At 59.6% G+C, this 16,869-nt stretch carries 16 protein-coding genes and 1 pseudogene; 10 read left to right on the top strand and 7 right to left on the bottom strand.

Going from position 1 to position 16,869, the window contains the following annotated elements:
• Positions 1-56: 56 nt before the first annotated feature.
• Entirely contained in the window at positions 57-2,900 is a 2,844-nt protein-coding gene (gene rapA, locus ACEPAJ_RS15115; protein ID WP_425915807.1) for an RNA polymerase-associated protein RapA, read from the bottom strand.
• Positions 2,901-3,075: 175 nt separating this feature from the next.
• Between rapA and ACEPAJ_RS15110 the strand changes: the two genes are divergently transcribed.
• The 4 genes from ACEPAJ_RS15110 (at position 3,076) to ccoM (ending at position 4,449) form a co-directional block, all read left to right on the top strand.
• Positions 3,076-3,375 (top strand): aspartate-semialdehyde dehydrogenase, encoded by a 300-nt coding sequence (locus ACEPAJ_RS15110; RefSeq protein ID WP_425915806.1) that lies wholly within the window; start codon positions 3,076-3,078, stop codon positions 3,373-3,375.
• Between the two features lie 41 nt (positions 3,376-3,416).
• A complete protein-coding gene (locus ACEPAJ_RS15105; RefSeq protein WP_425915804.1) occupies positions 3,417-4,019 on the top strand; it encodes an alpha-ketoglutarate-dependent dioxygenase AlkB family protein in 603 nt (200 codons plus the stop codon).
• Positions 4,016-4,177: a hypothetical protein gene (locus ACEPAJ_RS15100; protein ID WP_274086738.1), complete on the top strand. Its 162-nt coding sequence runs from the start codon at positions 4,016-4,018 to the stop codon at positions 4,175-4,177. The genes ACEPAJ_RS15105 and ACEPAJ_RS15100 overlap by 4 nt, the downstream gene beginning before the upstream one ends.
• A 155-nt stretch (positions 4,178-4,332) precedes the next feature.
• Positions 4,333-4,449 carry a cytochrome c oxidase subunit CcoM gene (ccoM, locus tag ACEPAJ_RS15095; protein ID WP_276605876.1) on the top strand — a complete coding sequence of 39 codons (117 nt, stop codon included), beginning with the start codon at positions 4,333-4,335 and terminating at the stop codon, positions 4,447-4,449.
• Positions 4,450-4,533: 84 nt separating this feature from the next.
• Here ccoM and glpD read toward each other — a convergent pair whose 3' ends face one another.
• Together glpD and ACEPAJ_RS15085 are read right to left on the bottom strand one after the other, a co-directional pair.
• Entirely contained in the window at positions 4,534-6,075 is a 1,542-nt protein-coding gene (glpD, locus tag ACEPAJ_RS15090) for a glycerol-3-phosphate dehydrogenase (protein WP_425915802.1), read from the bottom strand.
• A 135-nt stretch (positions 6,076-6,210) separates the two neighbouring features.
• Entirely contained in the window at positions 6,211-6,969 is a 759-nt protein-coding gene (locus ACEPAJ_RS15085) for a DeoR family transcriptional regulator (RefSeq protein WP_425915800.1), read from the bottom strand.
• Between the two features lie 245 nt (positions 6,970-7,214).
• Here ACEPAJ_RS15085 and ybaK point away from each other — a divergent pair, with 245 nt between their 5' ends.
• The 3 genes from ybaK to ACEPAJ_RS15070 all read left to right on the top strand — a co-directional run bounded on the left by ybaK (position 7,215) and on the right by ACEPAJ_RS15070 (position 10,164).
• Entirely contained in the window at positions 7,215-7,685 is a 471-nt protein-coding gene (ybaK, locus tag ACEPAJ_RS15080; protein ID WP_425915798.1) for a Cys-tRNA(Pro) deacylase, read from the top strand.
• Between the two features lie 36 nt (positions 7,686-7,721).
• Positions 7,722-9,209: a glycerol kinase GlpK gene (gene glpK / locus ACEPAJ_RS15075; RefSeq protein ID WP_425915796.1), complete on the top strand. Its 1,488-nt coding sequence runs from the start codon at positions 7,722-7,724 to the stop codon at positions 9,207-9,209.
• Between the two features lie 154 nt (positions 9,210-9,363).
• Positions 9,364-10,164: a PhzF family phenazine biosynthesis protein gene (locus ACEPAJ_RS15070; protein WP_425915794.1), complete on the top strand. Its 801-nt coding sequence runs from the start codon at positions 9,364-9,366 to the stop codon at positions 10,162-10,164.
• A gap of 5 nt (positions 10,165-10,169) precedes the next feature.
• Here the strand turns inward: ACEPAJ_RS15070 and ACEPAJ_RS15065 are convergent, their stop codons facing one another.
• Together ACEPAJ_RS15065 and argF are read right to left on the bottom strand one after the other, a co-directional pair.
• Positions 10,170-11,276, bottom strand: coding sequence for an ABC transporter ATP-binding protein (locus tag ACEPAJ_RS15065; RefSeq protein WP_425915792.1), 1,107 nt, complete (start codon positions 11,274-11,276; stop codon positions 10,170-10,172).
• Positions 11,273-12,193, bottom strand: coding sequence for an ornithine carbamoyltransferase (gene argF / locus ACEPAJ_RS15060; RefSeq protein WP_425915790.1), 921 nt, complete (start codon positions 12,191-12,193; stop codon positions 11,273-11,275). The genes ACEPAJ_RS15065 and argF overlap by 4 nt, the downstream gene beginning before the upstream one ends.
• Before the next feature lie 331 nt (positions 12,194-12,524).
• Here argF and ACEPAJ_RS15055 point away from each other — a divergent pair, with 331 nt between their 5' ends.
• From ACEPAJ_RS15055 to grxD, 3 genes and pseudogenes are all read left to right on the top strand, one after another.
• Positions 12,525-12,956 (top strand): hypothetical protein, encoded by a 432-nt coding sequence (locus tag ACEPAJ_RS15055; protein ID WP_425915788.1) that lies wholly within the window; start codon positions 12,525-12,527, stop codon positions 12,954-12,956.
• 143 nt (positions 12,957-13,099) lie between these two features.
• Positions 13,100-15,207 (top strand): annotated as a pseudogene (locus tag ACEPAJ_RS15050) (molybdopterin oxidoreductase family protein).
• Between the two features lie 117 nt (positions 15,208-15,324).
• Positions 15,325-15,651, top strand: coding sequence for a Grx4 family monothiol glutaredoxin (grxD, locus tag ACEPAJ_RS15045; RefSeq protein ID WP_274088290.1), 327 nt, complete (start codon positions 15,325-15,327; stop codon positions 15,649-15,651).
• A gap of 63 nt (positions 15,652-15,714) precedes the next feature.
• On the opposite strand, the gene bfr is transcribed toward grxD, so the two are convergent.
• Positions 15,715-16,185, bottom strand: coding sequence for a bacterioferritin (gene bfr, locus ACEPAJ_RS15040; protein WP_425915786.1), 471 nt, complete (start codon positions 16,183-16,185; stop codon positions 15,715-15,717).
• Between the two features lie 196 nt (positions 16,186-16,381).
• The gene (locus ACEPAJ_RS15035) at positions 16,382-16,600 is read right to left on the bottom strand and encodes a bacterioferritin-associated ferredoxin (RefSeq protein ID WP_425915784.1); all 219 of its coding nucleotides are present in this window, start codon (positions 16,598-16,600) and stop codon (positions 16,382-16,384) included.
• Positions 16,601-16,869: the final 269 nt, after the last annotated feature.

Here is a 16,869-nt window from a genome sequence, read left to right as displayed (position 1 = left end):
AGACAGCAAAAGGCCCGCAATTGCGGGCCTTTTGCTGTCTGGGGTAAGCCTTGGGCTTATCCGGCGACCAGCACACGGATGGCTTCCAGGCGCAGTGCCGCCTTGTCGAGCATGGCCAGGCCTTGCTCGCGCAGCTGGCGCAGGGCGTCGAGTTCACTGTCACGCACGCTGGGGTTGACCGCTTGCAGGGCGATCAGGCGGGCCAGTTCCTCGTCGGTCTCGGCGGCCAGGCGCCGTTTGGCTTCTTCTACGCGTTCGTTATGGCGCGGCGCGACCTTGCTTTCGCCCGCATTAATCAGCGGGTTGAGGCTGTCGCGTTGGGCCTGGACGAACTTGTTGGCACTGGCGCGTGGCACGCTTTCCAACTGATCGTTGAGGGTTTCAAAGGCCACTTTGTGCGCCAGGTCGTTGCCATTGGCATCGAGCAGGCAGCGCAGGGCGATTGGCGGCAGATAACGGCCCAGTTGCAGCGCGCGTGGCGCTACCACCTCACTGACGTAGAGCATTTCCAGCAGCACGGTGCCGGGTTTCAGCGCCTTGTTTTTGATCAGCGCGACGCCGGTGTTGCCCATCGAGCCTGAGCGCACCAGGTCCATGCCGCCCTGCACCATGGGGTGTTCCCAGGTGAGGAACTGCATGTCTTCACGTACCAGTGCCATGTCGCGGTCGTAGGTGATGGTCACGCCTTCGTCGTCGCCAAGCGGGAAGCTGGCATCCAGCATCTTCTCGCTGGGGCGCAGGATCAGGGCGTTGTCGGAATGGTCTTCGCTGTCGATGCCAAAGGCGTCGAACAACTGCTCCATATAGATCGGCAGGGCGAATTGGTCGTCCTGTTCGAGAATGGCTTCAACCAGCGCCTCGCCCTCGCCGGCACCGCCGGAATTGAGCTCCAGCAGGCGGTCACGACCGGCATGCAGTTCGTCTTCCAGGCGCAGGCGCTCGGCTGTGGCTTCATCAACCAGTGCTTGCCATTCGCCATCGTCGCCGCTTTCCAGCATGGGCAGCAGGCGGCTACCAAACTGGTGCTGCAAGGCATTACCGGTCGGGCAGGTGGCGAGGAAGGCATTGAGTGCCTGGTGATACCACTGGAATAGGCGCTCTTGCGGGCTGTTTTCCAGGTACGGCACATGGAGCTGGATGCGGTGCTTCTGACCAATACGGTCGAGACGGCCGATACGCTGTTCGAGCAGGTCCGGGTGTGCCGGCAGATCGAACAGCACCAGGTGGTGGGCGAACTGGAAGTTGCGACCCTCGGAGCCGATTTCCGAGCAGATCAGCACCTGGGCGCCGAACTCTTCATCGGCGAAGTAGGCGGCTGCGCGGTCGCGCTCAAGGATGCTCATGCCCTCATGGAACACGGTGGCGGGAATGCCTTTGCGCACGCGCAGGGCGTCTTCCAGGTCCATGGCGGTTTCGGCGTGGGCGCAGATCACCAGGACTTTGAACTTTTTGAGCATCTTCAGCGTGTCGATCAGCCATTCGACGCGTGGGTCAAACTTCCACCAGCGCTGGTCTTCATCAACATCGGTCTGCGCCTGGTAGCTGACTTCCGGATAGAGGTCAGCATGCTCGCCAATGGGTAGCTCCATGTATTCGTCGGGGCTGGCCAGCGGGTAGGGGTGCAGTTCGCGGTCCGGGAAGCCCTGCACGGCGGCGCGGGTGTTGCGGAACAGCAGACGGCCGGTGCCGTGGCGATCCAGCAGCTCACGTACCAGGCGCGCCGACGCGTCGCTGTCGCCGGCATTGACCACGTTGAGCAGTTCCTCACCGCTGTCGCCAAGGAAGTCGTGGATGGTTTTGTGCGCGGCGTCGGACAAGTGCCCTTTATCCAGCAGCTCCTGTACGGCTTCGGCAATCGGCTTGTAATGCTCGCTCTCAGCGCGGAAGGCTTCGAGGTCATGGAAGCGGTTCGGGTCGAGCAGGCGTAGGCGCGCGAAGTGGCTGTCCTGACCCAGTTGCTCGGGGGTAGCGGTGAGCAGCAGCACGCCGGGGATTATCTCGGCGAGTTGTTCGACCAGCGCGTATTCGGAGCTGGCGTGTTCCGGGTGCCAAACCAAGTGGTGGGCTTCGTCGACCACCAGCAAGTCCCAACCGGCAGCAAACAGCGCGTCCAGGGCCTTTTCGTCTTCACACAGCCATTCCAGCGCGACCAGCGCCAGTTGGCAGTCTTCGAACGGGTTGCTGGCGTCGCTTTCGATAAAGCGCTCTTCATCAAACAGCGCGACATCCAGGTTGAAGCGTCGGCGCATTTCGACCAGCCATTGATGCTGGAGGTTTTCCGGCACCAGGATCAGTACGCGGTTGGCGCGCCCGGAGAGCAGCTGGCGATGGATCACCAGGCCGGCTTCGATGGTTTTACCCAGGCCCACTTCGTCGGCCAGCAATACGCGCGGGGCGATACGGTCGGCGACTTCGCGGGCGATGTGCAGCTGGTGCGCAATCGGTTGCGCACGCACGCCGCCCAAGCCCCAGAGGCTGGACTGCAACTGGCGGCTGGTGTAATCCAGGGTGTGGTAGCGCAGGGCGAACCACGGCAGTGGGTCGATCTGTCCGGCAAACAGGCGATCACTGGCCAGGCGGAACTGGATAAAGTTCGACAGCTGGGTTTCTGGCAGGGTGACGCTTTCGTGCTGCGCATTGAGGCCGTGATAGACCAGCAGGCCGTCGATGTCGTCGACTTCCTGTACGGTCAGCTTCCAGCCTTCGAAGTGGGTGATTTCATCGCCCGGTGAGAAGCGTACGCGGGTCAACGGCGCACTGCGCATGGCGTACTGGCGGGTTTCGCCGGTGGCCGGGTAGAGCACGGTGAGCATGCGGCCGTCCTGCATCAGAACGGTTCCCAAACCCAGCTCCGCTTCGCTGTCACTAATCCAGCGTTGCCCCGGTTCATACTGCGCCATGCTTGTCTCCCGCGTGAAAAAGCCGACTATCTTAACGCAGCGTCGGGCCTGACCAAAGGCGCAATGCTGCACGTCGGGCACTTTGTGTGGTTTGGTTGCTCAAAAGTGTAGCGAGGCCGCGCTCAAGTCGCGGCTCCGCTGGCCGACAGTCTGACCAAAGGAGGGCTGAAAAAAAATGCTGCCACCCATCCCCCATAGCCTGGTCCCCGTGACCGTGCAGAACGATGTGGTTAAGCCGCGCCCGGAAATTCCGCCGGTCACGGCTGCCGCCGAAAGCGCCAAGGAAAGTGCTGTGAGCCTGGACAAACGGCATCCTCAGGAGGCCGAGATGCTGCTGCGCGAAGAGCAGCGCCGGCGCCAGCGTCGACATGGCTACACGCCCGAGGAACTGGCCGAAGGCGAGGTGGATGAAGCCGATGAGGCGGCCATTGAGGAGTTACCGCGTCAGGGGCTATGGGTGGATGTGGAGGTCTGAGGTGTGCACACTGAGTTGTCCCTTCCCGCAAGTGTGGTCCCGTGGATCTATTTGACGACAGCCCCTTAGCGCTACCCAATGCTGAGCTGGAACTGCATGCGCAGTGGTTAGACAGGCCAACCGCTGACCATTGGCTGGCCGAGCTCAGTGCACAAACCCCCTGGCAGCAACCGCAGGTGCAGATTTACGGGCGGCAACTGCCGGTGCCAAGGCTGGTGGCTTGGTATGGCGATGCCGAAGCTGCTTATCGCTACTCGGGCTTGAGCCATCAACCTTTACCCTGGACACCTTTACTGGAGCAGATTCGCGAACGGGTGGTCGCCGCGGTAGGGCAGCCACTCAATGGTGTACTGCTCAACTATTACCGTGATGGTCAGGACTCTATGGGTTGGCACAGTGATGATGAAGCTGAGTTAGGCGTTAATCCGTTGATCGCCTCGCTTAACCTAGGCGGCACCCGGCGTTTTGATCTGCGCCGCAAGGGGCAGGGGCGTATCGAACACTCGTTGCCGTTGTCGCATGGATCACTGCTGGTCATGCGCGGGCCAACCCAGCATCATTGGCAGCACCAAGTGGCGAAAACGCGCAGCGCCTGTGCGCCGCGCCTGAACCTGACCTTTCGTTTGATCAAGCCGAGCCCATGAGCAAAGACGACAAGCTGATTGATTTCGCGGCCGAACGCGACAAGCGCATCCACGATCTGCGGGATAAAAAGCTCAATGAAATGCGCGACGCATTCGAGCAGGCCCTGCCATTGCCCAAGGGCAAGAAAAAGCCGGGCGGCAAACCGAAAAAGCGTTGATTTGACTCGGCGACAGGCTGATTCGTTGACCTGGGTCAGTTAATCACGGTGCCATGCAGGCAGCGCCGGCCCATTGTTGATCTGGATCAATTGCAGCCAACGTCCCCCTGTTACCTTGAAGCCATTCCCACACAGGCTTCAAGCAGGAGGCAACCATGTTTATCGATGTCGTAGTTCTCGCTGGTATCGGCACCGTCGGTCTGATGGTTGCCTTCTTCGTCGGTGTTGGTTATTTCATCTGGCAGGATTCGCACAAGCGCAAGCAGGGCTGAATCCGTTAGAGCAAGGGGCACGCAAGGCAATTTGGGCGACTTCGGTCGCCCTTTTTTATGGCCTGCAATTTACCCTCTAGCGGCTCAGAGCGCGTACGCCTCTTGCGGGCTGCGCGCAGATTCGACCTGCAGGTAACTGCCGAGTTTGGCTTGCTGCGATGCCGTGGTGAACAGGCCAAGTTTGCTGCGTCGCCAGAGAATATCCTCGGCCTGCACGGCCCATTCTTCTTGGCATAAATAATCGACTTCACGGGTGTAGAGGCTGCCGCCCAGGTGCTCACCTAAATCGCCGAGGCTGCTCACGCCCTTGAGCATCACCCAGCTGCGGCTGCCGTAGCTGCTGGCCCAGCGCCGTGCCAGTGAGGTGGGCAGCCAGTCAAAACGTGCGCACAGCGCTTCGATCAACCCGCTTTGGCTGTCCAGTTGTTCTGCGCCGGGCAGCAGGCTGCTGGCCGTCCAGCGTGGGCCCATCTTCGGGAAGAAGGGCGCCAGTTGCGCCAGCGCCGACTCAGCCAACTTTCGGTAGGTGGTGAGCTTGCCGCCGAACACCGACAGCAGCGGTGCTTCGCCAGGGTGGCCGGAGAGTGACAGGGTGTAGTCGCGGGTGACCGCCGATGGGTCATCCGATTCGTCGTCGCACAACGGCCGGACGCCGGCATAGGTGTGGAGGATGTCGTCGTGGGTTAACTGCTTTTTGAAGTGAGCGTTGACCACGTTCAACAGGTAATCGGTTTCTTCTGCGCTGATCGCCACCTTGGCTGGGTCGCCCTGGTATTCGCGATCAGTAGTGCCGATCAGGGTGAAGCGCTCCTGATACGGAATGGCGAAGACAATACGGCGGTCTTCGTTCTGCAGGATGTAGGCCTGCTCGCCCTCGAACAGGCGCGGCACGACGATATGGCTGCCCTGGATCAGGCGAATGCCGTACGGCGATTCCTGCTTGAGGTCTTCACGGATAAAGCGCGCCACCCAGGGGCCGGCGGCGTTGACCAGTGCGCGGGCGCGAATCGAAAACAGGCTGCCGTCGCTGCGCTCCAAGTGGATATGCCACAGGCCTTTGCTGCGCCGGGCACTGACACAACGGGTACGGCTGTGCACGTGCGCGCCTTTTTCGCGGGCGGCCATGGCGTTGAGTACCACCAGGCGGGCGTCGTCGACCCAGCAGTCGGAATATTCAAAGCCGCGGCTAATCTCAGCTTTCAGTGGGCTGCCTGCGCCGAAGCGCAAGCTACGTGACCCTGCCAGCTGCTCGCGCTTGCCCAGGTGGTCATAGAGGAACAGTCCTGCACGGATCATCCAGGCCGGGCGCAAGTGGGGCCGGTGGGGCAGGATAAAACGCATGGGTTTGACGATGTGTGGCGCCATATTCAGTAGCACTTCGCGCTCGGCCAATGCTTCGCGTACCAGGCGAAACTCGTAATGTTCGAGGTAGCGCAGGCCGCCATGGATCAACTTGCTGCTGGCCGATGAGGTGTGCTGCGCCAGGTCGTCCTTTTCACAAAGGAACACGGACAAACCGCGCCCTGCTGCATCGACGGCGATCCCGACACCATTGATACCACCGCCTATCACGGCAAGGTCATAGACTTCAGCGAGTGGTGTGTTGCTGGCGAGACGAGTAGGCATAATGGCACCGAAAGTCAGTATTGAACTTTTAATGTTCACTTTCGAAAATATGCTAGTCGAATATGCACAGCTTCGCCACCCCGGAATGCGCTTTCGCGCCCAGTGGTCGTCGATGTTTAACGTGCGAGTGTTGGCTTACACCAGGTCGAGCTGCACCTTGTGTTCGGCCAGCAGGCGGTTGACTGAGATAGAGGGTGCTGCATCGGTGAACAGCCGATCGACCAGCGCGATCGAGCCTAAACGCACCACGGCATTTCGGCCGAACTTGCTGGAGTCGACGGCTAAAAACACCTGGCGGGCGTTACTGATGATGGCCTGGGATACCCTCACTTCCTGGTAGTCGAAGTCGAGCAGGCTGCCGTCTTCATCAATGCCGCTGATGCCAACCAGGGCGAAATCGACCTTGAACTGCTGGATGAAATCAACCGCCGCCTGGCCCACCACACCGCCATCGCTGCGCACTGTGCCGCCGGCCAGCAGCACTTCGAAGTCGGCCTTGGTGCTGAGTTGAGCCGCCACGTGCAGGTTGTTGGTGATGATTTTCAGGCCCTTGTGGCCCAGCAGTTCACGGGCAATTGCCTCTGTTGTAGTGCCGATGTTGATAAACAGCGAGGCGTGGTCGGGGATCTGCGCAGCGACGGCGGCGGCGATGCGCTGCTTCTCATCGCGCATCAGGCCGGCCCGCATGCTGTAAGCGGTGTTTTGGATGCTTGAGCTTTCACTCGCAGCACCACCGTGGGTGCGGCGGAGTAAACCCTGCTCGGCGAGCTGATTGATGTCGCGACGAATGGTTTGCGGCGTCACGGCAAAGGCCTGAGCCAGCTCGTCAATGCTGACATAGCCGCGCTCGCGGGCAAGCTCGAGAATATCGTGTTGGCGGGGCGGCAGGGTCATAAGGGCTCCTTGAGAGTGCGCGCCATTATAGACTGGCTCGGGTGAATGTTATGTCCGCCATCCATGGCAGGCCACCCTGCGGGCCGTCGCTGCGCGACGTTAAAAATGATTCCCGATCATTTTTTATGGCCACACATCCACAACGGCCACCCTGCGGGTCTGCGCTGTACGACGTTAATAACTGCCATAAGCCGATTTTTCGGCTAAGGTACGCCAAATTTTTCAGATTGTTTTCACATTCGAACATGACCCCAGCCATTGATCTGCTGAAAAAAGCCAAAGCGGTGCATCAGGTGCACAGCTACCACCACGACCCCAAGGCCGCTTCCTATGGGTTGGAGGCGGCGGAAAAGCTCAATCTGCCACCTGCTCAGGTGTTCAAAACCTTGCTGGCCGCCAGCGAGAAGGGTGAGTTGTTGGTCGCGGTGGTGCCCGTAGTCGGCACGCTAGACTTGAAAGCGCTGGCCCAGGCCGCAGGCGTGAAGAAAGCCGACATGGCGGACCCGATTGCGGCGCAACGGGCCACCGGTTACTTACTCGGCGGCATCAGTCCGTTGGGGCAGAAGAAGCGGCTACGCACCTTTATCGATGAGTCCGCTCAGCAGTTCCCCAGCCTCTACGTCAGTGCCGGGCGGCGCGGGCTGGAAGTGCAGCTGGAGCCTGCCGTGTTGGCGCAGCTTACGCAGGCGCTGTTTGTGCCGATTGGTCGCGGCTAGCCGCCGTTTAATAACGTGTAAAAGAAGGAAGTCTGCATGTCTCATTACCTGCTTGCCATCGACCAGGGCACCACCAGCAGTCGTGCCATTGTGTTCAGTGCCCAGGGCTTACCCGTGGCGCGCGCGCAGCAGGAGTTCAAACAGTATTTTCCTCAGGATGGTTGGGTCGAGCATGACGGTGAAGAGCTGTGGCTGAGCACCCTCAAGGTTTGCCGCGAAGCCCTCAACCAGAGTGGTTTGTGCGCCAGTGATGTGGCCGCGATCGGTATCACCAACCAGCGTGAAACCACGTTGGTGTGGGATGCGCAGACCGGTACGCCGATCCACCCGGCGATTGTCTGGCAGGATCGACGCACTGCCGATTACTGCGCTGAGCTTAAGGATGCAGGCCATGAAGCGGCGGTGGCGGCCAAAACGGGCCTGTTGATCGATCCGTATTTCTCCGCCACCAAGCTGCGCTGGATCCTGCACAAAGTACCCGGTGCCCGTGAGCGGGCCGAGCGCGGTGAGCTGCGTTTCGGCACCGTGGATTCTTTTCTGCTGTGGCGTTTGACCGGTGGTAAGTCGCACAAGACGGATGCCAGCAACGCCTCGCGCACCTTGCTGTTCAACATCCATACCCAACAGTGGGATGAAGAACTGCTCAAGTTGTTTGAAATTCCCGCCAGTCTGTTGCCTGAAGTGCTCGACTGCGCCGCTGATTTCGGCACCACCGACGCCAGCCTGCTCGGCGCCTCTATTCCGGTGTTAGGCATGGCTGGTGATCAGCAGGCCGCGTTGATCGGCCAGGCCTGCTTTGAGCCGGGCATGGTGAAAAGTACCTATGGCACGGGTTGCTTCATGATTCAGAACACCGGCAGCACGCCGGTGACATCGAAGAATCGCCTGCTCACCACGGTTGGCTATCGCCTGAATGGCCAGGTCACCTATGCGGTGGAGGGCAGTATCTTTGTTGCCGGTGCCGCCGTGCAGTGGCTGCGTGATGGCATCAAGCTAATCAGCCATGCCCGCGATACTGAAGCGCTGGCCGAGCAGACTGGCGATGCCTGCGGGGTGTACCTGGTGCCGGCCTTTACCGGCCTTGGTGCGCCGTACTGGGACCCGAAAGCCCGTGGCGCTATATTCGGCCTGACCCGCGATACCGGGATTAAGGAGATCGTCACTGCCGGCCTGCAGTCGGTGTGCTACCAGACCCGTGACCTGCTCGAAGCCATGCGCCAGGACGGCGCTGTAGAGCCCAGCGCGCTGCGGGTGGATGGCGGCATGGTGGAGAACAATTGGGTTATGCAGTTCTTGGCCGACATCCTGGGTGTGCCAGTTGAGCGCCCTGAAGTCACTGAAACCACTGCACTGGGTGTCGCCTATTTGGCGGGTCTGCAGGCCGGGATCTATCCGGACCTGGCGAGCATCGCCCGCCACTGGCATCGTCAGCAGCGTTTCGAACCACGCATGGCCGATAGCCATCGCAGTAAGCTGTATGACGGTTGGCTGGATGCAGTGACCCGGGTGCGCAGCGAGAGCTAACTCCCCTTATGCAGGCCCGGTTCGCCGCCGGGCCTGTGTCTAAATGATTGACCCCTTGGTTGTGCTGTACGGCCCATTTCATGCTCGGCTGTAGCGGCGTTCGCGTGCCTGTTTGCGGCATGCTTGGGCATGACTAAATGATGAGGGTGGTTTTATGCAGCTCGACTTTTACCAGATTGATGCCTTCGCCCAACACGCCTTCAGCGGCAACCCGGCGATGGTTTATCGCTTAGACCGCTGGCTTGATGATGCCTTGATGCAGCAGATTGCCGCCGAACATAACCTGGCGGAAACCGCGTTTGTGGTGAAGGAGGGCGCGGCCTGGCATATCCGCTGGTTTACCCCGTCTGCTGAAGTGCCGCTGTGCGGCCATGCCACCCTGGCGGCGGCCTATGTGCTGTTTGAACAATATGACGAGCCGGGTGAGGTGATCAACTTCAGCTGCTTGTCGGGCGCGCTGCGTGTCAGTCGCGCAGGCGCCAGGCTGGTGCTGGATTTCCCTGTACGTCGAGCACAGCCCTGTGAGCTGTGCGCAGAGGTAGAGCAAGCTTTAGGTCTGCCTGTGGAGCGAGTGCTGGCGTTGCACGAAGGGCCAGGTATTCAGGAGCTACTGGCGATATTGCCCAGCGAGGCGGCTGTGCGGGCCTGTCAGCCCGACCTGCCAGCGCTGGCGAAATTGCCGGGGCTGGGCCTGTTGATCAGCGCGCCCGGTGAGCAGCACGATTTTGTCTCGCGCTACTTTGCGCCTGCCATCGGCATCAATGAAGACCCGGTCACCGGCTCGACCCACTGCATCCTCACGCCTTATTGGGCCGAGCAACTCGGCAAGAATGCCTTGAGTGCTTACCAATGTTCTGCGCGCGGTGGCGAGCTGCAGTGTGAGCTGGCGGGGGAGCGGGTAAAGATTGCCGGCCAGGCGGTGATGGTCGCCAGTGGCCGGCTATTGCTGCCGTGAGCTGATTAGCTGTCGCTGCTGTAGCGGCGTACACCCGATTCGCCCAGGCTGGCCTGTGTGGCAATACTGCCGGGCACTGCAAACGCCACCAGGTGATCAGCTTCCACACGAATGCCAACCTGCTGCCCGGGTTGGTGGTCGGCGTGACTGGGGAAAATCGCTTCCAGCTGGCTGCCCGTGGGCAGTTGCAGGCGATACAGGGTGGCTGCGCCGAGGAAGGTTTTGCCGACAATTAAGGCTTTTTGCGTGCTGTCTGGGTCGTAAATGATGTCATCCGGGCGCAGTAAAACATCCACAGCACTGCCGACGGGCCAGGTGTAGGCACGGTTACCACGAATTAACCCCAGTTCGGTTTGCACGGCTTCTGGGCTGAGCATCTGGCCACGAATGAAATAGCCCTGGCCGATAAAACTGGCGACGAAGGGTGTGAGCGGTTCGTGGTAAAGGTTGAACGGGGTGTCCCACTGCTCCAATTTGCCTTCCTTGAATACGCCGACCTGATCGCTGACGGCAAAGGCTTCTTCCTGGTCATGGGTGACCAAAATCGCGCTGGTACCTCGGGCCTTGAGGATGTCACGCACCTCATGGCTCAAGCGCCGACGCAATTCACCGTCAAGGTTGGAGAAGGGCTCGTCGAGTAGCAGTAACTGTGGTTCCGGTGCCAGCGCGCGGGCCAGCGCGACACGCTGTTGCTGGCCGCCGGACAATTCATGTGGGTAGCGTTTCGCCAGATGACTGAGCTTGACCATTTCCAGCAGCTCACCGGTAATGCGCTCACAGTTCGGGTGCTTGCGGATGCCGAAAGTGATGTTCTCCGCCACGCTGAGGTGCGGGAACAAGGCGTAATCCTGAAACACCATGCCGATCCGGCGTTTTTCCGGTGCCAGGGTGTAACCCGTTTTGGAGATGATCTGATCGGCCAGCTGGATCTCGCCCTCTAGCACGGGCTCGAAGCCGGCAATAGCGCGCAGCGTCGTGGTCTTACCGCAGCCCGAAGGGCCGAGCAAACAGCCGATATCGCCCGCATTCAGGTGCAGATTAAGGTGCTGCACCACTTTATGTTCAGGGTAGCCGCAGCTCAGTTCGCGCAGGGTTAGCAGGGCTGGATTCATGCGTGGTGGTACGCCGGCTCAACCAGAAATTCGAGCAGCGCTTTTTGCGCATGCAGGCGGTTTTCTGCCTGATCCCAGGCCGCCGAGCGTGGGTCGTCGAGCAAGTCTTCGCTGATTTCCTCGCCGCGGTGCGCCGGCAGGCAATGCAGGAACAGCACGTCATCGGCCGCGGCATCGAGCAGGGCGCGTGTGACCTGGTAGCGTTTGAACTGGCGCATGCGCTCGGCGGCTTCTTCTTCCTGGCCCATGGAGGCCCAGACATCGGTGCTGACCAAGTGGGCGCCGACAACAGCTTGCGACGGGTCACGCAGCACCTGTACGCGCTCGCCAGCCAGTGCCAGCAAGCTGGCGCTCGGCTCGTAACCCGCGGGGCACGCTACGCGCAATTGGAAATCGAACTGGATGGCCGCTTCTATATAGGAGTTGCACATGTTGTTGCCATCGCCGATCCACACCACGGTTTTGCCTTTGATGCTGCCGCGCTGCTCCTGGTAGGTTTGCATGTCGGCCAGCAACTGGCAGGGGTGCAGGTCATCGGACAGGCCGTTGATCACGGGTACCCGCGAGTTGGCCGCAAATTCTGTCAGGGTGCTGTGGGCAAAGGTGCGGATCATCACCGCATCGAGCATGCGCGACATGACAATAGCCGCGTCGCCAATCGGCTCACCGCGGCCTAACTGGGTGTCGCGCGGCGAAAGAAAAATCGCCTGGCCACCGAGCTGAATCATCCCGGCTTCGAACGACAGGCGGGTTCGCGTCGAGGCTTTCTCGAAAATCATACCCAGCACGCGATTTTTCAGCGGCTCGAACAGCACGCCGCGGTTACGCAAGTCTTTGAGCTCCATGCCTCGGCGGATCAGCCCCACCAGCTCATCGGGGGTGCAATCCATCAGCGAGAGAAAGTGTCTTGCGCTCATCGTTAACTACCTTTTGACAGCGAGGCGCAGGTTCAATGGCCGAGTGAAATAGAAGAAACGGCAGAACCTACGGCTTAGGGCCGCACCATGCGACGAAACGGGGAAGGCGCGATCTTATAAGTAAATGGCGAGCAGGCGCAAACCACTCGCGACTACACCAGCGTTATTCGATTTGTAAGCCTGTACCTATAATCGTTGTGAGAGATGTCATAAAAACGACATCTGCGGTTGAAGTCGAAATGCCTGGAAATTAGGATGCGCCCGCCTTTCCGAGGCAATGCATTGCCCCGCAACGGGGTGTCCATGGAACGTTTATGAAACGGAGTTTCATATGAAACATTTTGCATCTATCGCCGCTATCTCTGCTTTTGCCCTGCTGACCGGCTGTGCCAGCCAGAACGTCAGCCAACCAACTCTGCCGCTGGGCGGCTTAGTTGAAACAGGCCTGAAAGCTGATGTGAAAGTGGGCGAGACCATCTCCGGTGAGTCTTCGGTGAACATTCTGTTCAACGTGTTCAAACTGGGTGGTGATACCCAGTTCGCCGACGGCGTAACCTACGGTGGCAGCGAAGGTGGTTTTGCTCTGGGTCTTGACCCAGTTGCTTCCGCTAAATCCGCAGCTGCATACAAAGCTGTCAAGGCCTCGGGTGCTGACGTAATCGTCGCCCCACGTTACGTAGTAAACGTGCAAGATTACTTCGTATACAAAACCGTTAACGTCAAAGTGACTGGTAACAAAGGTACTGTCACTTCGATCCGTTAAGGTCTCGACGCTATAGTGAATCGGTGGGCATGATGCCCTCCGATTCATAAGACAAAGCCTACTGGTGCCTTTCTTTGGCCGGCACCATAGTTCGATTCTGGCGACCTGTGCGGTCGTTTCGAATCAGAACAAGAGGCCAGGCCATGAGCAAGTCCCTCCACCACCGTGCATGTCATCTCTGCGAGGCCATTTGCGGCCTGACCATTGAAACTGAAGTACAGGTTGATGGCTCCACGCAGATCCGCTCGATCAAGGGCGACCCCCAAGACACCTTCAGCCGCGGTCATATCTGCCCCAAAGCAGTGGCCCTACAAGATATTCAAAGTGATCCCGACCGCCTGCGTCAGCCGATGCGCCGCGTGGGTAGCGAGTGGCAGGCGATTGACTGGGACGCAGCTTTCGAGCTGGTAGCCGAACGCTTCAGCGCGGTCCAGGGCGCACATGGGAAAAACGCCGTAGCGGTGTATCAGGGCAATCCGAGCGTGCATAACTACGGCCTGATGACCCACAGCAATTATTTCCTCGGCTTGTTGAAAACCCGCAACCGTTACTCCGCCACCTCGGTTGACCAGCTGCCCCATCACCTGACCAGTCATTTGATGTATGGCCATGGCTTGCTGATTCCGATTCCGGACATCGATCACACCGACTTTATGCTGATCCTAGGCGGTAACCCGCTGGCCTCTAACGGCAGCATCATGACCGTGCCGGATGTGGAAAAGCGCCTGAAAGCCATCCAGAAACGGGGTGGAAAATTGGTTGTGGTCGATCCGCGACGCAGTGAAACTGCCGCGATTGCCGACCAGCACGTATTCGTGCGCCCGGGGCAGGATGCCGCGCTGTTGTTTGGCTTACTCAACACCCTGTTCGAGGAAAATCTGGGGCGCAGCAGCCACTTGGCCGTCAGCGGATTAGAAGAGGTGCGTCAGGCCATTGCCGGTTTTAGCGCCGAAGCCATGAGTGCGCGCTGCGGCGTGCCTGCGGCGACGATTCGCCAGTTGGCCCGCGACTTTGCCGCCGCTGAGTCGGCGGTGTGCTACGGCCGTATGGGCGTATCGACCCAAGCCTTTGGCACCTTGTGCCAGTGGCTGGTGCAGTTGATCAATTTGCTGACCGGTAACCTGGACCGGGTGGGTGGGGTGCTCTGCACTGAGCCGGCTGTGGATCTGGTGGCCTCGACTTCGGGTGGGCATTTCAATCGCTGGCAGAGCCGCGTATCTGGTTTGCCGGAATACGGCGGTGAGTTGCCGGTATCCGCCCTGGCTGAGGAAATGCTCACCGGCGGTGAAGGGCAGATCCGCGCACTGGTGACGGTGGCCGGCAACCCGGTGCTGTCCACGCCCAATGGCCGCCAGTTGGAGCAGGCGCTGGAGGGGTTGGAGTTTATGCTCAGCATCGACTTCTATATCAACGAAACCACCCGCTATGCCGACTTGATCCTGCCGCCGACCGGGCCGTTGGAGCACGACCACTATGACACCACCTTTAATATGTTCGCCGTGCGCAATGTCACCCGGTTTAACGAGGCCGTTCTGGCCAAACCCGCCAATGCATTGCACGACTGGGAAATTTTCATTGGCCTCGCTAAGGCGTTTGCCGGCAAGAATGGCCTGGAACTCAAGCCGACCATGGCCCCGAGCAGATGATCGACATGGGCCTGCGTATGGGGGCTTACGGTGACAAGTCAGCACATAAACTGTCCCTGGCGAGATTGCGTGAGCACCCGCATGGCCTCGACCTGGGTGCACTCAAGCCAAACCTGGGCGCACGGCTGAAAACCGTCAATCAGCAGGTGCAGGCCGCGCCGGCGGTGATCATGGCCGACCTGCAACGTTTTGCCGCGCAGCCGGTGGCCAAGGCTGATGAGTTGCTGTTGATTGGTCGTCGTCATGTGCGCAGCAATAACTCCTGGATGCATAACTACCACCGGTTGGTGAAAGGTAAGCCGCGCCATCAACTGTTGATGCACCCGGCCGACCTGCAACAGCGTGGGCTGAGCGATGGCCAGCGGGTGCGGGTGCGCTCGCGGGTTGGTGAGATAGAGGTTGAAGTCGCTGCCAGCGACGAAATGATGGCCGGCGTGGTCAGCCTGCCACATGGTTGGGGCCATGCGCGGCCTGGCGTGCAGATGGCAATTGCCAGCGCGCAACCGGGCGCCAGCGCCAACGACCTGACCGATGAGCGGCAGCTCGACAGCCTGTCCGGTAATGCCGCGCTCAACGGTGTGCCGGTGCAGGTGGAGGCGGCCTAGCGAGCCTTGTTTGACCTATGGGCGTGACAGGGAAGGCCGAGCATTGCGCTCGGCTTTTCGCTACAATGCGCCACCGCGCCGACCCGAGAGTCGGAAAGTTAAGTCCTGAGGTGCCCAATGGATATCATCGAAACCATCAAAGAGCAGATCGCCGCCAACACCGTTCTGCTGTACATGAAAGGCTCGCCGAACGCTCCGCAGTGCGGCTTTTCCTCCAAGGCTGCACAGGCTGTAATGGCGTGTGGTGAGAAATTCGCCTACGTCGACATCCTGCAAAACCCGGAAATCCGCGCCAACCTGCCGAAATACGCCAACTGGCCAACCTTCCCGCAACTGTGGGTTGGCGGTGAGCTGGTCGGCGGTAGCGACATCATGGCGGAAATGTTCGACAAGGGTGAGCTGCAGACCCTGATCAAAGACGCTGTGCAAAAAGCCGACGCGTAAGCCGGTGCTGCACAAACAACAAACCCCGCACTTGGCGGGGTTTGTTGTTTATTGCGCGGATGTTTATTCGTCCATTTGCGACTGCAGGTAGTTCTGCAAGCCTACCGACTGGATCAGGCTGAGTTGAGTTTCTAGCCAATCAATGTGCTCTTCTTCGGAGCAGAGGATGTCTTCCAGTAGTTCGCGGCTGGCGTAATCACCGATGCTTTCGCAGTAGGCAATCGCCGCTTTCAGGTCAATGTGTGCCTTGTGTTCGATCTTAAGGTCACACTCGAGCATTTCCTGAGTGTTCTCGCCGATCAGGATTTTGCCGAGGTCTTGCAGGTTAGGCAGGCCTTCGAGGAAGAGGATGCGTTTGATCAGCTTGTCCGCATGCTTCATCTCGTCGATAGACTCGTGGTACTCATGCTCACCGAGTTTCTTCAGGCCCCAGTCTTCATACATGCGTGCATGCAAGAAGTACTGATTGATCGCGACCAGCTCGTTGCCGAGGATCTTGTTCAGATGCTGAATGACTTTCTTGTCGCCTTTCATGTCTGCGTCTGCCTTGCAGGGGAGTTAGCGCTTGATTCTGGGCTGCGGGTTTTTGGCTGTCAAACCTAAGTGCCTGAATTCAAAGTTAAATCCAATCTGAGTAAGAATGCTTAAGTTCTGCATTTTGCTGCTAAGGCATTGAATTACAGCCATAAAAAAACCGGACGCAAGGCCCGGTTCTTGATCGCGCAGTCAATCAGGCGGCAGTAAAGCTGGCCGGGTAGGCCATGACCGCCTGGCTGCTTTGCACGTCGCTTAACGTTTCGCGTACCACTTGCTTGGCCAGGCAGGCGCACTTGCCACACTGGCTGGCAACGCCGAGTGCCGCACGGACATCACGGTAACTGCAGCAGCCCTCATAGATGGCTTCGCGGATCTGACCGTCAGTTACACCTTCGCAGAGACAGACGTACATAGTTAAGGCTCGTGGTGGGGCAGTGGTTCGTGTGAAGGATAGTAATGATAATGAGAATGCTTGTCAAAAATGTGTATGGTTGACTGACGAGCGGTGGCCGCCGGCAGGCCCGCTTCGCTTCTCTCTCTGTGCGGGCCTAATTCGGCTGAGGATTCGGCGCCTATCTGTAGCCGCGACGTGGCATCGGTGTGGGTGAAAAATCGCCGTCGAGGTTTGTCGATCATGGATGCCCCTGGCTGGCTTCTGCCCCGGTCGTATTTATTGCCGGG

Source organism: Pseudomonas sp. GWSMS-1 (genome assembly GCF_049847425.1).
Classification (GTDB): Bacteria; Pseudomonadota; Gammaproteobacteria; order Pseudomonadales; family Pseudomonadaceae; genus Aquipseudomonas.
Note: the sequence above shows the minus strand (reverse complement) of the source record. Positions and strands in the feature narration are given on the sequence as shown.

Bases quoted from the DNA above. Each gene is read 5' to 3' on its own strand.
- rapA (WP_425915807.1), bottom strand. From the start codon at position 2,900: ATGGCGCAGTATGAACCGGGGCAACGCTGGATTAGTGACAGCGAAGCG.
- ybaK (WP_425915798.1), top strand. From the start codon at position 7,215: ATGACCCCAGCCATTGATCTGCTGAAAAAAGCCAAAGCGGTGCATCAG.
- ACEPAJ_RS15065 (WP_425915792.1), bottom strand. From the start codon at position 11,276: ATGAATCCAGCCCTGCTAACCCTGCGCGAACTGAGCTGCGGCTACCCT.
- argF (WP_425915790.1), bottom strand. From the start codon at position 12,193: ATGAGCGCAAGACACTTTCTCTCGCTGATGGATTGCACCCCCGATGAG.
- grxD (WP_274088290.1), top strand. From the start codon at position 15,325: ATGGATATCATCGAAACCATCAAAGAGCAGATCGCCGCCAACACCGTT.
- ACEPAJ_RS15055 (WP_425915788.1), top strand. From the start codon at position 12,525: ATGAAACATTTTGCATCTATCGCCGCTATCTCTGCTTTTGCCCTGCTG.
- ACEPAJ_RS15085 (WP_425915800.1), bottom strand. From the start codon at position 6,969: ATGACCCTGCCGCCCCGCCAACACGATATTCTCGAGCTTGCCCGCGAG.
- ACEPAJ_RS15070 (WP_425915794.1), top strand. From the start codon at position 9,364: ATGCAGCTCGACTTTTACCAGATTGATGCCTTCGCCCAACACGCCTTC.
- ACEPAJ_RS15100 (WP_274086738.1), top strand. From the start codon at position 4,016: ATGAGCAAAGACGACAAGCTGATTGATTTCGCGGCCGAACGCGACAAG.
- ACEPAJ_RS15110 (WP_425915806.1), top strand. From the start codon at position 3,076: ATGCTGCCACCCATCCCCCATAGCCTGGTCCCCGTGACCGTGCAGAAC.
- glpK (WP_425915796.1), top strand. From the start codon at position 7,722: ATGTCTCATTACCTGCTTGCCATCGACCAGGGCACCACCAGCAGTCGT.
- bfr (WP_425915786.1), bottom strand. From the start codon at position 16,185: ATGAAAGGCGACAAGAAAGTCATTCAGCATCTGAACAAGATCCTCGGC.
- ccoM (WP_276605876.1), top strand. From the start codon at position 4,333: ATGTTTATCGATGTCGTAGTTCTCGCTGGTATCGGCACCGTCGGTCTG.
- glpD (WP_425915802.1), bottom strand. From the start codon at position 6,075: ATGCCTACTCGTCTCGCCAGCAACACACCACTCGCTGAAGTCTATGAC.
- ACEPAJ_RS15035 (WP_425915784.1), bottom strand. From the start codon at position 16,600: ATGTACGTCTGTCTCTGCGAAGGTGTAACTGACGGTCAGATCCGCGAA.